The 12,898-nt window shown below is 72.6% G+C and carries 14 protein-coding genes; 8 read left to right on the top strand and 6 right to left on the bottom strand.

Translation table 11 applies throughout. The annotated features are described in order from the left end of the window. Positions 1-16 precede the first annotated feature (16 nt). Together HZS56_RS09340 and HZS56_RS09335 are read right to left on the bottom strand one after the other, a co-directional pair. Positions 17-403, bottom strand: coding sequence for an anti-sigma factor antagonist (locus HZS56_RS09340; protein ID WP_216720242.1), 387 nt, complete (start codon positions 401-403; stop codon positions 17-19). A 131-nt stretch (positions 404-534) separates the two neighbouring features. Continuing rightward, on the bottom strand, positions 535-1,500 hold the full coding sequence (locus HZS56_RS09335; RefSeq protein ID WP_216720241.1) for an NADP-dependent oxidoreductase: 966 nt from the start codon (positions 1,498-1,500) through the stop codon (positions 535-537). Positions 1,501-2,015: 515 nt separating this feature from the next. On the opposite strand from HZS56_RS09335, the gene HZS56_RS09330 reads away from it, so the two are divergent. From HZS56_RS09330 to HZS56_RS09310, 5 genes are read left to right on the top strand one after another with little or no spacing between them, the layout of a single operon-like run. Further along, entirely contained in the window at positions 2,016-3,755 is a 1,740-nt protein-coding gene (locus tag HZS56_RS09330; RefSeq protein WP_216720240.1) for an ATP-binding protein, read from the top strand. Positions 3,756-3,760: 5 nt separating this feature from the next. Continuing rightward, positions 3,761-4,171, top strand: a complete 411-nt coding sequence (locus HZS56_RS09325; RefSeq protein ID WP_019327713.1) for a roadblock/LC7 domain-containing protein — start codon at positions 3,761-3,763, stop codon at positions 4,169-4,171. Beyond that, a complete protein-coding gene (locus tag HZS56_RS09320; protein ID WP_216720239.1) occupies positions 4,168-4,539 on the top strand; it encodes a DUF742 domain-containing protein in 372 nt (123 codons plus the stop codon). The genes HZS56_RS09325 and HZS56_RS09320 overlap by 4 nt, the downstream gene beginning before the upstream one ends. Next, the gene (locus HZS56_RS09315) at positions 4,520-5,128 is read left to right on the top strand and encodes a GTP-binding protein (RefSeq protein ID WP_216720238.1); all 609 of its coding nucleotides are present in this window, start codon (positions 4,520-4,522) and stop codon (positions 5,126-5,128) included. Before HZS56_RS09320 ends, HZS56_RS09315 begins: the two co-directional genes overlap by 20 nt. After that, a complete protein-coding gene (locus HZS56_RS09310; protein ID WP_216720237.1) occupies positions 5,125-6,372 on the top strand; it encodes a cytochrome P450 in 1,248 nt (415 codons plus the stop codon). The genes HZS56_RS09315 and HZS56_RS09310 overlap by 4 nt, the downstream gene beginning before the upstream one ends. Positions 6,373-6,470: 98 nt before the next feature. Here the strand turns inward: HZS56_RS09310 and HZS56_RS09305 are convergent, their stop codons facing one another. Then, positions 6,471-7,499: a 7-epi-alpha-eudesmol synthase gene (locus HZS56_RS09305; RefSeq protein ID WP_216720236.1), complete on the bottom strand. Its 1,029-nt coding sequence runs from the start codon at positions 7,497-7,499 to the stop codon at positions 6,471-6,473. A gap of 259 nt (positions 7,500-7,758) precedes the next feature. Between HZS56_RS09305 and HZS56_RS09300 the strand changes: the two genes are divergently transcribed. Next, positions 7,759-8,154, top strand: a complete 396-nt coding sequence (locus tag HZS56_RS09300) for a VOC family protein (protein WP_216720235.1) — start codon at positions 7,759-7,761, stop codon at positions 8,152-8,154. 47 nt (positions 8,155-8,201) lie between these two features. On the opposite strand, the gene HZS56_RS09295 is transcribed toward HZS56_RS09300, so the two are convergent. Next, on the bottom strand, positions 8,202-8,501 hold the full coding sequence (locus tag HZS56_RS09295) for a DUF4235 domain-containing protein (protein WP_216720234.1): 300 nt from the start codon (positions 8,499-8,501) through the stop codon (positions 8,202-8,204). Positions 8,502-8,549: 48 nt separating this feature from the next. Continuing rightward, positions 8,550-9,575 (bottom strand): glutathione S-transferase family protein, encoded by a 1,026-nt coding sequence (locus HZS56_RS09290; RefSeq protein WP_216720233.1) that lies wholly within the window; start codon positions 9,573-9,575, stop codon positions 8,550-8,552. Positions 9,576-9,798: 223 nt separating this feature from the next. Here HZS56_RS09290 and HZS56_RS09285 point away from each other — a divergent pair, with 223 nt between their 5' ends. Then, positions 9,799-10,719: a cation diffusion facilitator family transporter gene (locus tag HZS56_RS09285; RefSeq protein ID WP_216720296.1), complete on the top strand. Its 921-nt coding sequence runs from the start codon at positions 9,799-9,801 to the stop codon at positions 10,717-10,719. A 66-nt stretch (positions 10,720-10,785) separates the two neighbouring features. Here the strand turns inward: HZS56_RS09285 and HZS56_RS09280 are convergent, their stop codons facing one another. Beyond that, entirely contained in the window at positions 10,786-11,235 is a 450-nt protein-coding gene (locus HZS56_RS09280) for a nitroreductase family deazaflavin-dependent oxidoreductase (RefSeq protein WP_216720232.1), read from the bottom strand. A 408-nt stretch (positions 11,236-11,643) separates the two neighbouring features. Here HZS56_RS09280 and HZS56_RS09275 point away from each other — a divergent pair, with 408 nt between their 5' ends. Then, positions 11,644-12,864, top strand: a complete 1,221-nt coding sequence (locus HZS56_RS09275; RefSeq protein ID WP_216720231.1) for a cytochrome P450 — start codon at positions 11,644-11,646, stop codon at positions 12,862-12,864. Positions 12,865-12,898 lie beyond the last annotated feature (34 nt).

Below are 12,898 nucleotides of genomic sequence, written 5' to 3'. Positions count from 1 at the left end.
GACGGGCGCGGGCCGGTCAGCACCCCGTTCGGCGGGCGGGCGGCAGGGCGGCGCCGAGTACCTCCTGGAGGGTCCGGCGCGGTGGCAGCAGCCGGGTCAGGCCGGTGATCCGCAGCATGCGCAGGGTCAGCGGGTGCGAGCACACCAGATGCACCTGCCCGCCGCCCGCGAGCACCTGGCCGTGGGCCCGGTGGAGCAGCCGCAGGCCGGAGCAGTCGAAGAACTCGATCCCGCCGAGGTCGAGCACGATGCGGGCGCCGGGGCGCCGCGTCTCCCGGTCCAGGCGCGGGGCGATCTCCGTGGCGGACGCGATGTCGATCTCACCCCGGAACTCCAGCACCGTGTGCCCGCGCTCGCGGCGCACCCGCAGATGGCGGGTGGGTGACGGGGATTCCTGCCGCACGACGACGTCGCCTCCAGCCTGTCCCGGCCTCTTCAGGCCTGTCAATGGGGGCTCAACTACCCGGTCTGCTCAGCAAGTTACCTCGTTCGAGCAGACTTCAGCATGTTCGGTCGGCATATGTCGCCGACGTCTCATCGCGCCGACGTGCCGACGGCCGGGTCGACCACGAGAACGATCTTGCCGGTGGTGCGGCCGGTCTCCCCCAGGGCGTGCGCCTCGGCCGCCTCGGCCAGCGGGAACGTCTCCGCGATGGTGGGCTCCAGCTTCCCCGCCTCGACCAGCCGGGCGATCTCCCTCATGTCGGCCCGGTCGGCGTCGACCAGCATCCGTACCGCCCGCACCCCGAGCCGCTCGGCCTCCTCGAAGAACGCGTCGGACCCTACCGGCAGGATCGAGACCACGATGCCGCCCGGACGCAGCACGCGCAGCGACCGCAGGGACGTGTCGCCGCCGATCGTGTCCAGGACCACGTCGACGTCCCGCACGGCCTCCGCGAAGTCCGTCTCCCGGTAGTCGACGGTCTCGTCCGCCCCGAGGGACCGCAGGAACGCGTGCTTGCCCGCGCTTGCGGTGCCGATCACGTGGGCGCCGCGGGCCTTGGCGATCTGCACCGCCACGTGGCCCACGCCGCCGGCCGCGGCGTGGATCAGCACCCGCTGCCCCGCCCGCAGGTCGGCCCGCTCCACCAGGGCCTGCCACGCCGTCAGCGACACCAGCGGGAGCGCGCCCGCCCGGACGTGGTCGGTTCCGGCCGGCAGGTGCGTGAAGGTGCGCGCGGGGGCGGAGACGTACTCCGCGTGCGAACCGTGGCCGAAGGGATAGGACAGCATGCCGAAGACCTCGTCGCCCGGCCGGAACGCGGCGACGCCGACACCGACCGCCTCCACCGTGCCCGAGACGTCCCAGCCCAGTACGAAGGGCGGCTCGCCGAGGAAGCCGCCGTCCGCGCGGTGCTTCCAGTCGGTCGGGTTCACCCCCGCGGCACGCACCCGGACCAGCACCTCGTTCGGCCGGGGAACGGGACGCTCGACCCGTACCTCCCGCAGGACCTCGGGACCGCCCAGGGTGTCCTGGCTGACGGCGCGCATCGTGGTCATCGAGAACCTCGCATCTCGGGAGGGGGCCCGGGAGCCCGGTCTGGCGGCTGCGACGTGATCGTGCCATTCCCCGGGCGGGACGGCACCCTAGGACGGCACTCGGCGGACGGTCGTGGGACGGCACTCGCGTGAGCGGCGGCCGCCGGGGACGGCGGCCGCCACGCGCACGGTGAGCGGGCCTGGACGGCGGGCGCCACATGCACGGCGAGCGGGCCGGGACGGCGACGGCGGGCGCGCACGGGCCCCGGTTCACCGCGTGCGGCCTTTCGGTCCACCTGGCCACTTGGGGGATTTGTCGACCTTCTGCCCTCTGCCGGGCCGTGACGGAATCCTCACTTCCGCAGAGCCGTGAAATTGATCTTTTAGGCTTCCCAACCGATAAGCTCCCCACCGGGGCAGCGAGTTGACGCGATCGCGACGGGTCGGCCCGCGTTGCGTACCCCTGAGTGCGGTCCCACATGCGCACCCTTGCTCGACCATCCCCCCTGTTCTCTCGTTTTGCTCGAAGGATGCAGATGGAACTCGCCACTCCGCCACCGGCGGCGCGGGCCCCTGTCGCCTGGTACAGCTGGTGGCTCATGCCACTGGGTCTGGGAGGCGGGACGGTAGCCGCCACGTTCATGAGCTCGGAGCGAATAACCGTGGCCGTCGCCGGTGCGGCGGCCACCGCGGCCGGCACCGTCTGCGTACGCCTCCTCCTGCGTACCCGGGCCCAGCTGGGCCGCGCCGAGAACGCCCACCGCTCCGCGCGCTCCGAGAACTCCCAGCAGTGGCAGCAGCACGTGGCCGGCCTGGAACGCAAGTTCTCCGCCGAGCGCTCCGACCTGGACGCCCAGCTCACCGAGCAGGCCCAGACCTACGAGGAGCGGCTCGCCGAACACACCCGGGCCTACGAGGACCGGCTCGCGGAGCAGGCCCAGACCTACGAGGCCCGGTTCGCCGAGCGGACCGAGGCCTGGCAGGAACAGCTGGAGCACCAGCTGGCCGCGGTGTCCCGGCTCGCCGACGAGCAACTGCCCGACGCGATGCGCCGACTGCGCTCCGGTGACGCCATCGACGACATCCTGCCGACCGTCGAGCAGTGCGCCAAGGTCGGTGCCGACCTCCAGGCGGAACTGCGCAAGGTGCTCAGGACCTCGCTGATGGGCGTCGAGGCGGAGTTCGACCGCTCGACCTCCGCCGAACAGGCGGTCATCAGCGTCGGCAACCGCATCCACGTACTGACCAGCAAGCTCCGTGGCCGCCTGCACGAGATGCAGGGCGAGCACGGGCGGCTGCCCGCCGTCGCCCGGGGCCTGATGGAACTCGACCAGGCCATCGGCCCGGCCGACTGCCTCGCCGCCAGCATCGGCGTGCTCGGCGGCTCCGACCGCCCCGGACGGCAGTGGCAGGAACCGCAGCGGCTGCTGAGCGTGATGCGCGGCGGCATCGGCCGGATCAAGGACTTCCACCGCATCCAGCTGCGCCACCTGCCCGAACTGGGCGTCGACGGCGGCCTGGTGGACCACCTCACCCTGATCTTCGCCCACCTCCTCGACAACGCCGCGCGCTACTCGCCGCCCACCGAGCCGGTCGTCGTCTCCGGCAAGGAGGTCCCCAACGGAGTCGGCATCGAGATCCAGGACTCCGGCAAGGGCCTGAGCGACGAGAAGAAGCGCGAGGCCGAGCACGCGCTGGCCGGCACCTCGCCCGGTGCCGGACTCGGCGGCATCTCGGAGGACGCCAACATCGGTCTGCGCGTCGTGGGCGCGCTCGCCCGCCGCTACGGCATCCGGGTCACTTTCGCCGACTCGCCGTGGCTCGGCACGTCCGTGGTGGTCGTCGTACCCCACAAGTACTTCAGCCCGCTGGCGGCCGCCGCGGCCCCCGCCACCGTCCCGGACACCCCGCAGGCCGCCGCCCCGGCACCCCCGGCGGTCGCCGAGGCGGCAGCGGCCCCCGCACCGGCGGCCGTCGCCGCCCCCGCGCCCGACACCGCGGTGGAGACCACCCCGGGGGGTCTGCCCCGGCGGCGGAGCAGGCGCGCCGAACCGGCCGCCGCACCCGCCGCCACCGCGTCCACGGCCGCCGCGCCGACCGCGCAGCCGGCCGGTGCCGAACCCGCCGACCGGGCCCGGGCCTCCGCCGTTCCACCGGACGCGTCCTTCGCCGGTCTCGCCGCCTTCGCCACCGCGGGCCGCGACCCGGGCGCCGGCACCTCCGAAACGACCACCGGTGGCGCGTCCACCGAGCACCGTACTGAAGAGAGCGACTAGTCCCCATGACGCACCAGGGAACCGACGTGAGCTGGGCGCTCCGCGACCTTGTGGAGAGCATCCAGGAGATCCGTTTCGCCCTCGTGGCCTCCAGCGACGGCAAGGCGATCACCTCCTACGGGGCCGAGGACCCCGACGACGTGGACCGTTTCGCCGCCGTGGTGGCCGGCCTGCAGGCACTGGCCCAGCCGGTCGCCGAGCAGTTCCCGCAGCACGCGGGACAGCTGCGGCTGGCGATGATCGAGGTGGACGGCGGGCACCTGTTCGTGGTCCGCGCGGGCCTGGAGACGTACCTCGGAGTCCTCGCCCGCGAGGGCCTCGACCAGGGCCTGCTCGGCCACCAGATGCGCGACCTGGCCCGCCGGATGGGTGAGCTCCTCGGCACCACGCCGCGCCAGGAGGAGCACTCTGGATGAGTGCTCCCCGCCGACCGACCGATCCGTCCGGTCTCGAGCGCTACTACGTCCTCACCGGAGGGCGCAGCGGGCCGGGCGGTTCGGCGTCGACCCTCGACGTGGCGACGCTCGTCGTCGCCCGTGCCGCCCCCCTGCCGGGCATGCAGCACGAGCACGAGGAGATCCTCCGGCGCTGCCGCGACCCGCTGTCGGTGGCCGAACTCGGCGCCCACCTGCACTTGCCCTTCAACATTCTCGCGGTGCTGCTGTCCGACCTGCTCCAGACGGGCAGCGTCGAAGCCCGTGATCCCATCCCGGCACTGGATGCCGGCCGCGGGCCCGACCTCGCGCTCCTTGAGGAGGTACTCAGTGGACTTCAAAGGCTTTGACCGACCGGGGTCATCCACCGCCGGGGACGACACCCGCTCGGTGAAGGTGATGATCGCCGGCGGCTTCGGAACGGGCAAGACCACCATGGTCCGCGCCGTCAGCGACATCAAACCGCTGACCACCGAGGAAACGCTCACCCAGGCCAGCGCCGACGTCGACCCCCTCATCGGGGTGGCCGACAAGACGCAGACCACGGTGAGCCTGGACTTCGGCAAGATCGGCCTCAACGACACGCTGATGCTGTACCTCTTCGGCACCCCGGGCCAGGAACGCTTCTGGTTCCTGTGGAACGGCCTGTTCAAGGGGGCCCTCGGCGCGGTGGTCCTGGTCGACACCCGGCGGCTGGCCTCCAGCTTCCGGGCGATCGAGGAGATGGAGCGGCAGAAGGTCCCCTTCGTGATCGCGCTGAACGTCTTCCCCGACTCCCGCGACTACCCGGCCGAGGAGATCCGTGACGCCCTCGACATCGCGCCGCACACCCCCGTCGTCGCCTTCGACGCCCGCGACCGCTCCGCCGGCCGCGATGTGCTGGTCACCCTGATCCGGCACCTGAAGGACCGCTCGGCCGCCGCCCTGGAGCCCCGATGAACGACGACCGGACCCCGTCCGCCCCCACCGGCGGCGGCTGCCCCGTCGCCCACGGCGAGGGCGCCGTCCGGCTCTACGGACCCGGCGCGGCGACCGATCCGCACGAGATCTACCAACGGCTGCGGGGCGAGTACGGGTCGGTCGCTCCGGTGATGCTGGAGGGCGACGTCCCCGCCTGGCTGGTGCTCGGCTACCGGGAGAACCGGCGGGTGCTGGACAACCCCCTCCAGTTCAGCCGGGACTCGCGGATCTGGCGGGACTTCCGCGACGGCCGCGTCGAGGAGACGTCCCCGCTGATGCAGATGGTGGGGTGGCGCCCCGACTGCGTCTCCCAGGACGGCGATCCGCACCGCAGGCTGCGCGGTGCGGTCACCGACAACCTGTACGCCGTCGCGGGCCGGGGCATCCGCCGGCACATCACGCACTTCGCCAACAAGCAGATCGACGCGTTCGCCGGCGAGGGCCGCGCCGACCTGGTGGCCGACTTCGCCGAGTACCTGCCCATGCTGGTCCTCACCCGGGTCTTCGGCCTCGCCGAACGGGAGGGGCGCAGCCTCGCCGAGTCCAGCAACCAGGTGATCAAGGGCGGCGCGGACGCCCTCACGCACAACGAGCGCATCATGGGCATCCTCGGCGAACTCGCCGAGCGCAAGCGCAGGGAGCCGGGGTCCGACTTCGCCTCCGGTCTCATCGAGCACAACTCCGGCCTCGACGAGGACGAGATCGTCAACCACCTGCGCCTGGTGCTGATCACCGCCCACACCACGACCAGCAACCTGCTCGCCCGCGTGCTCCAGCTCGTCCTCACCGACACCGACCGGCTGTCCGGCCTGGTGAGCGGACAGCTGAACATGTCCGCGGTCGTGGAGGAGGTGATGTGGAACTCCCCGCCGCTCGCCGTGCTGCCGGGCCGGTTCGCCACCGCGGACCTGGAACTGGGCGGCTGCCCGGTCAAGGAGGGCGACCTGCTCGTGCTGGGCCTCGCGGCGGGCAACCACGACCCCGAGGTCCGGCCCGACACCGGCGTCTCGGTCGGGGGCAACGCCTCGCACCTCGCGTTCAGCGCGGGGCCCCACGAATGCCCGGGGCAGAACATCGGCCAGGCGATCATCGAGACGGCCGTCGACGTCCTGCTGCACCGTCTGCCGGGCCTGCGGCTGGCCGTGCCGGCGTCCGAACTGACCTCCACGGCCTCCACCTGGGAGTCCCGGCTGGACAGCCTCCCGGTGGAGTTCGCCGGGTAGCGGACGGGCCGCCGCGGACGCCACCGCCCGGCCCGGAGGACCACCGCGGACGCCGCCGCCCGGCCGGGCACCCCCCCGGCCGGGCGGCGGCGCGTGTCTCACACGCCCAGCAGGTCGTCCACCGAACCCCGCCCGGCCTGTTCGGCGGTGGCGACCGGGCCCTCCTTGGCCGTCGCGTAGCGGCCGGTCGTCAGGGCCCACTCGTAGTTGCCGTTGATCCAGTGCTGGATGGCCTCCACTCCCAGCCGCACCCGCGTGCGCCCGTCTCCGTCGAGCCCCAGCTCGTCGCACATCTGCGGCACGCGTGCCTCCAGGGCGACGTACTCGTCGAGGCAGTCGGTCGTCATGCGGTACGCCTCGTCGGCCGCGGCCTCCCACGAGCAGCCCCGCTCGCGGTGCAGCACGGCGACGAGGTTGTGGCCGTCGCCCCGGCGGCGCTCGCGCTCGAAGGAGTGGATGTCGTTCATGAACCCGATGGTGTCGGCCGCCAGGTCCCGCATCCGCTCCATCAGCGGGTGCGCCATCGCCGCGGCCGGCACCTCGAAGCCGCGGCTGCGCTCGCCCGCGTCGATGCTGTGGTGGATGCCGACCGTGCGGCGCCGGAAGACGGCGTACTCCTCGACCCCGAGCGTGGCGGCCCGGCCGTGGGCGGCCAGGTCGACCTCCTCGCAGTGCGCCACCAGGAAACGGCCCCAGGACGCCGCGAACCGGGACTTCCACGTCAGGGACATGCCATCCGAAAGGTGGGCCCAGACCTCCGCCCACGCCAGCGTGATGGGGCACTCCACGCGCGGCGGGGTGCCCGCCGGGCGCAGCGGCGTGGCGATCAGCTCCCGTGCCACCTCGGCTATGCGCTCCGCGCGGTCCGGCCGGCCGGCGTCGAACTGGTCGTCGAAGAGGAAGGCCAGTGAGAACCAGTTCATCAGGACGACCATGTCGTCCGCCGAGGCGTGCGGGTAGGTGCGGGCCGCGGCCTCGGAGAGGTCCCAGGAGCGGTACTCCTCGAAGCCCGCCGCGCTGCGCACCAGCCCCCGCTCGCGCACCCAGCGCAGATGGCGCTCACGGGCGTGGGCGAGGTGCGGGCTGACGGGGGTGTCGAAGGGGAGGTCGAAGCGGACGTCCTGCATGTGGTTCCTTTCGGGAGACGGAGCGCAGAGTCCCCCCGGCCCTGCGAGCGGACGGCCGTAGACCGTCCGCGCACTCGAACTCGACTTCACGGCAGGAAAGTTGAACCGAGAAGCGGTACGAGGCTGCCCCGACCCTAAATGATCTACACGGCGCCCGCTGGTGATCTCCGTTACTCCCCGCTCCACCGGGTATCCGCACTACGAGGTGTGCGGCAGACCGGCCGTGCACCCGGCACACTCCGGAGGGGAACAAAACGACATGGCACTGGTCAACGCGGGCGTCGTGGTGCTCGACTGCGCCGAGCCCGAGCGGCTCGCCGAGTTCTACAAGGGCCTGCTGGGGGCGGAGGAGACGGACGTGACCGCCAACCGGATCGAGATCGAGGGGCCGCGCGGCTTCCGGCTCGCCTTCCGGCGGGACGTCAACGCCACCCCGCCGAGCTGGCCCCGCCCCGAGAACTCCCTCCAGGTCCACCTGGACCTCGTGGTGGCGGACCTGGACGAGGCGGAGCGGGTGATTGTGGGGCTCGGCGGCCGCCCGGTGGAGGCCAAGGACGCGGCGGGGCCGCACGAGGAACGGGGCTTCTCCGACCCGGCGGGACACTCCTTCACCCTGCGCCTGGCCGTCGCACCGACGGCACCCAAGCAGGGCTGAGGGCGGCCTCGCCGGGCGCCGTCACGACGGGGGACGGGGCGGCGCGGTCAGTCCCGCCCGCCCTTGGGGACCGGCCAGGTACCGGTCGAGCGCGCGACGGCCTTGGCGCCCGTGCGGTCCACGGCGCTGCGCACCACCGCGAAGATGGCGCCCTGGATCGCGGCGGCCAGCAGGATCTCCCCCCAGCCGCGGTCCGGGTCCAGCGCGTCGGGTGCGTCGTCCTCGTCCCGGATCAGCTTCCAGGTCTTCTGGAAGGCCAGCCCGGCCAGCGTGCCGCCCAGCCACCCGAGCGCGAAGCCCATGGGCTTGTAGGCGAGCGGGAGCTTCTGCTTCTTTTTCTTCGCCATGCGGATCTCCTTGCGCGGTGTGCGATGAGAGACAGCGGGGGAGGTGGGTCAGGGCCTGCCGCGCACCGGGACCTCCTCACCGGCACGGACCGGGCCCGGGGGAGTCCCGTCACCGAACGGCCGGCCGCCCAGCTCCTCGCGGTGATGGGGCGTGAGCCAGCCGGTCAGGTCCGGGCCCAGGGGCACGATGCCGGTCGGGTTGATGCCGGTGTGCACCTGGTAGTAGTGCCGCTTGATGTGGTCGAAGTCCACGGTGTCCCCGAAACCGGGCGTCTGGAACAGGTCGCGCACGTACCCCCACAGCACCGGGTTCTCCGTCAGCTTCCAGCGGTTGCACTTGAAGTGTCCGTGATAGACCGCGTCGAAGCGGACCAGCGTCGTGAACAGGCGGATGTCCGCCTCCGTGATCGTGTCGCCGACCAGGTAGCGCTGCTCCCGCAGCCGGGGTGTCAGCTGCTCCAGCCGGCGGAACACGCCCGCGCACGCCGCCTCGTACTCCTCCTGGCCGGTCGCGAAACCCGCCCGGTACACGCCGTTGTTGACGTCCTCGTAGACATCCGCCACGACCTCGTCGATCTCGTCGCGCAGCGCCTCGGGGTACAGGTCGGGCGCGCCCGGCCGGTGCAGGGCGGTCCACTCCGTGGCGAGGTCCAGGGTGATCTGCTGGTAGTCGTTGGTGACCAGCTTCCCGCTGGGTACGTCCACCACCGCCGGCACGCTCACCCCGCCCGGGTAGCCCGTCTCCCTGCGGTCGTAGGCCTCACTGAGGAAGCGGATGCCGAGGACCGGATCGCGGTCGCCGGCATCGAGCGTGAACCGCCAGCTGCGGTCGTCCTGGACCGGGTCGGCGACCGCGAGGGACAGGGCGTCCTCGAGGCCGAGCAGCCGCCTGGAGACCAGCGCCCGGCTCGCCCACGGACAGGCCCGGCTGACCACCAGCCGGTAGCGGCCGGACTCCACGGGCCAGCCGTCCCTGCCGTCCGCGGTGATCCGGTCCGCGAAATGGCTCCGGGACCGTTTGAAGGCCTTCCTGCCGTAACCGCTGTTGCCCGGAGTTCCGCCGTCGCCGCTCATGGGTCCGCCTCCCGTCGTTCGCGTGCGCTGGTGGACACCTTCCTCACCGCGCGTCCTGCTGGACACGTTCCCCTTTTTCGGCCGTCGGCACGGGCGGGCCACCCGCACGGCGGGTGTGAGGCGCGCGGCCAGGGGCAGTCGGGCCTTCGTGAGTGAGTCAGCCCCGGAACAGACATCAGGCCGCGGCGGCGACAAGAGGGCCGACAGCAGAACGCGCGTCACCGTGCTCGTGGCCCTGGCCGCCAACCTGGTCATCGCCGTCGCCAAGGCGGTCGGCGGATTCGTCGCGGGCTCGCCCGCCCTGCTGTCGGAGGCGGCGCACTCGGTGGCCGACAGCATGAACGAGATCTTCCTCCTCGCCGCCCTGCGCCGCAGCCGCCGCCCCGCCGACCGGCGGCACCCCTTCGGCTACGGCAAGGAGCGGTTCTTCTGGTCGCTGCTCGCGGCCGTCGGCATCTTCGTCATGGGCGGCTGCTTCTCCTTCTTCCAGGGTGTCGAGGCCCTGCGCTCCGGCGCCCACGAGGAGCTGAGCGGCTACGTGGCCGGACTGATCGTGCTCGGTGTCGCCCTGCTGGCCGAGGGCGCCTCCCTGCTGCGCGCCCTGCACCAGGTCCGGGGCCAGGGAGGTCTCGCCACCGGACTGCGCGACCCGGCGCTGCGCACGGTCGTCGCCGAGGACGGCACCGCGGTGCTCGGCGTCGTCCTCGCCATGACCGGCATGGCCCTGCACATGGTCACGGGGCAGGTGGTGTGGGAGGCCTGCGCCTCGCTCGCCATCGGCGCGCTGCTCGTGTACGTGGCCTACCGCCTCGGCAGCGAGGCCCGCGACCAGCTGATCGGCGAAGCCGCCGACCCGGAGGCCGGCGGGCGGATCCGTGAACTGCTGCGGGCGCAGCCGGAGATCGACAGCGTCGAGGCGCTGTTCACCATGAAGACCGGCCTCGACTCCACGCTGGTGGCCGCCCGCGTCGACCTGGTGCCGGGGCTGGACAGCGAACGGGTGGAGGAGGCCGCGGTGCGCATCAAGCGGTCGATCGCCCACACCGTGCCCGAGGCGCGGCAGATCTTCGTCGACGTCACCGACCGGCCGGCCCGGGAGTCGGCGCAAAGCCCCGCCGCGACGGGGGAACGCGGCGGGGCCTGACGGTCGTGTGCCCGGCACCCGGCCGTCCATGCGCGCCGATCCGGAGAAAATCCGGCGCGCGCCGGATCAGCCGGCGTCGGCCGGCTCGAGGACGAAGACGGGGATCTCACGGTCCGTCTTCTTCTGGTAGTCCGCGTACGGCGGGTACGCCGCCACCGCGCGCTCCCACCATTCGGCCTTCTCCGCGCCGGTGACCTCACGGGCCGTCATGTCCCGCTTGACCGGACCGTCCTGGAGCTCCACGCGGGGCTCGGCCAGCACGTTGAAGTACCAGACCGGGTGCTTGGGCGCGCCGCCCAGGGAGGCGACCGCGGCGTACCGGCCGTCGTGCTCGACGCGCATGAGCGGCGTCTTGCGGATCTTGCCGCTGCGCGCGCCCAGGCTGGTCAGCACGATCACGGGCAGGCCCGTGTCCGGGTGCGTGGTGCCCTCGGTGCCGCCCGAGCCCTCGTACAGCTCGACCTGCTCCCGGACCCACTGCGTCGGGCTGGGTTCGTACTCGCCCTCAAGAGGCATCTGTGCATCCGTCCCATCGTCGCGTCGTCGGCCGACCGGTCCGGTGCGGGCCACCGGAGCGGTGCGGAACCGTCCGTTCGTACTGCATCCTGCCCTGTACCCCGGAACACCGTGCGGACATCCGGAGCGGGCGCGTCCGTACGCCCGCCGGCACAGGCCGTTCCCGGCCGCATCCCTCGGCCCGGCGGGGCGCACCGACGACGCGATCACGCCATCTCCGCCGCGTGTCCCGGCCGCCGCCACCGCCCGACCCGGCCGTACGAAGCGTTCGGCGCCGTGCCGGCCCGACCATCCCCGGCCAGTCTGTCCACGCCACCGGTCTGGCCGAACTTGGCGTCGTCGCATAGGTGCCCGAGGCATCTAATGAAGATCGGCACGAGGCACAGAACTTCGTCTGCGAGGTCTTCCATGACGGACACGGACACGACGACGGACCCGGAAGCGACGCGATCCGTCGCCTTCCCGCAGGACCGGACCTGCCCCTACCACCCGCCCGCCGCCTACGACCCGCTGCGCGCCGGCCGGCCGCTCTCCCGCGTCACCCTCTTCGACGGCCGCCCGGCCTGGCTCGTGACCGGGCACACCCTCGCCCGCCGGCTCCTCGTCGACCAGCGGCTGTCGTCCGACCGCACCCGCGACGGCTTTCCCGCCACCTCGCGCCGGCTGGCAGAGGTACGGGCCCGCAAGGTCGCCCTGCTCGGCGTCGACGACCCGGAACACCGGACCCAGCGCAAGATGGTGCTCCCCGAGTTCACCCTGAGGCGCGCCACCGCCCTGCGCCCGCGCATCCGGCAGATCGTCGACGAGCGCCTCGACGCGATGATCGCCCAGGGCGCGCCCGCCGACCTGGTGCCGGCCTTCGCGCTGCCGGTGCCCTCCATGGTGATCTGCGCACTGCTCGGCGTCCCCTACTCCGACCACGAGTTCTTCGAGGAGCAGTCCCGGCGGCTGCTGCGCGGACCGCTGCCCGCCGACGTGCGCGAGGCCCGGGACCGACTCGAGTCGTATCTGGGGGAGTTGATCGACAGCAAGCGGACGTCGCCCGGCGACGGTCTGCTGGACGACCTGATCCGGGACCGGCTGGACGAGGGCGAGATCGACCGCGAACAGCTCGTCTCCTTCGCCGTGATCCTGCTGATCGCCGGGCACGAGACCACCGCCAACATGATCTCGCTGGGCACCTACACGCTCCTGGAGAACCCCGGCCGCCTGGCCGAGCTGCGTGCGGACCCCGCGCTGCTGCCCGGCGCAGTCGAGGAGCTGATGCGCATGCTGTCCATCGCGGACGGCCTGCTGCGCACGGCCACCGAGGACATCGAGGCGGAGGGGCAGACCATCCGGGCCGGGGACGGGGTCGTCTTCTCGACCTCCGTCATCAACCGCGACGAAACGGTCTACCCGGAGCCGGACGCCCTCGACTGGCACCGCCCGGCCCGCCACCACGTCGCCTTCGGGTTCGGCATCCACCAGTGCCTGGGCCAGAACCTGGCCCGTGCCGAGCTGGAGATCGCCCTGGGTGCCCTCTTCGAGAGGCTGCCCACGCTGCGGCTGGCCGTCCCCGCCCGGGAGATCCCCCACAAGCCGGGCGACACGATCCAGGGCATGCTGGAACTCCCCGTGGCCTGGTAGGGGCCCGCAGATGGACGACGGCACGGACACCAGA

The organism is Streptomyces mayonensis (assembly GCF_018982965.1).
Lineage (GTDB): Bacteria > Actinomycetota > Actinomycetes > Streptomycetales > Streptomycetaceae > Streptomyces > Streptomyces mayonensis.
Note: the sequence above shows the minus strand (reverse complement) of the source record. Positions and strands in the feature narration are given on the sequence as shown.

Excerpts from the sequence above, each read along its gene's own strand:
- HZS56_RS09335 (WP_216720241.1), bottom strand. The coding sequence starts at position 1,500 with ATGACCACGATGCGCGCCGTCAGCCAGGACACCCTGGGCGGTCCCGAG.
- HZS56_RS09330 (WP_216720240.1), top strand. The coding sequence starts at position 2,016 with ATGGAACTCGCCACTCCGCCACCGGCGGCGCGGGCCCCTGTCGCCTGG.
- HZS56_RS09325 (WP_019327713.1), top strand. The coding sequence starts at position 3,761 with ATGACGCACCAGGGAACCGACGTGAGCTGGGCGCTCCGCGACCTTGTG.
- HZS56_RS09320 (WP_216720239.1), top strand. The coding sequence starts at position 4,168 with ATGAGTGCTCCCCGCCGACCGACCGATCCGTCCGGTCTCGAGCGCTAC.
- HZS56_RS09310 (WP_216720237.1), top strand. The coding sequence starts at position 5,125 with ATGAACGACGACCGGACCCCGTCCGCCCCCACCGGCGGCGGCTGCCCC.
- HZS56_RS09305 (WP_216720236.1), bottom strand. The coding sequence starts at position 7,499 with ATGCAGGACGTCCGCTTCGACCTCCCCTTCGACACCCCCGTCAGCCCG.
- HZS56_RS09300 (WP_216720235.1), top strand. The coding sequence starts at position 7,759 with ATGGCACTGGTCAACGCGGGCGTCGTGGTGCTCGACTGCGCCGAGCCC.
- HZS56_RS09295 (WP_216720234.1), bottom strand. The coding sequence starts at position 8,501 with ATGGCGAAGAAAAAGAAGCAGAAGCTCCCGCTCGCCTACAAGCCCATG.
- HZS56_RS09290 (WP_216720233.1), bottom strand. The coding sequence starts at position 9,575 with ATGAGCGGCGACGGCGGAACTCCGGGCAACAGCGGTTACGGCAGGAAG.
- HZS56_RS09280 (WP_216720232.1), bottom strand. The coding sequence starts at position 11,235 with ATGCCTCTTGAGGGCGAGTACGAACCCAGCCCGACGCAGTGGGTCCGG.
- HZS56_RS09275 (WP_216720231.1), top strand. The coding sequence starts at position 11,644 with ATGACGGACACGGACACGACGACGGACCCGGAAGCGACGCGATCCGTC.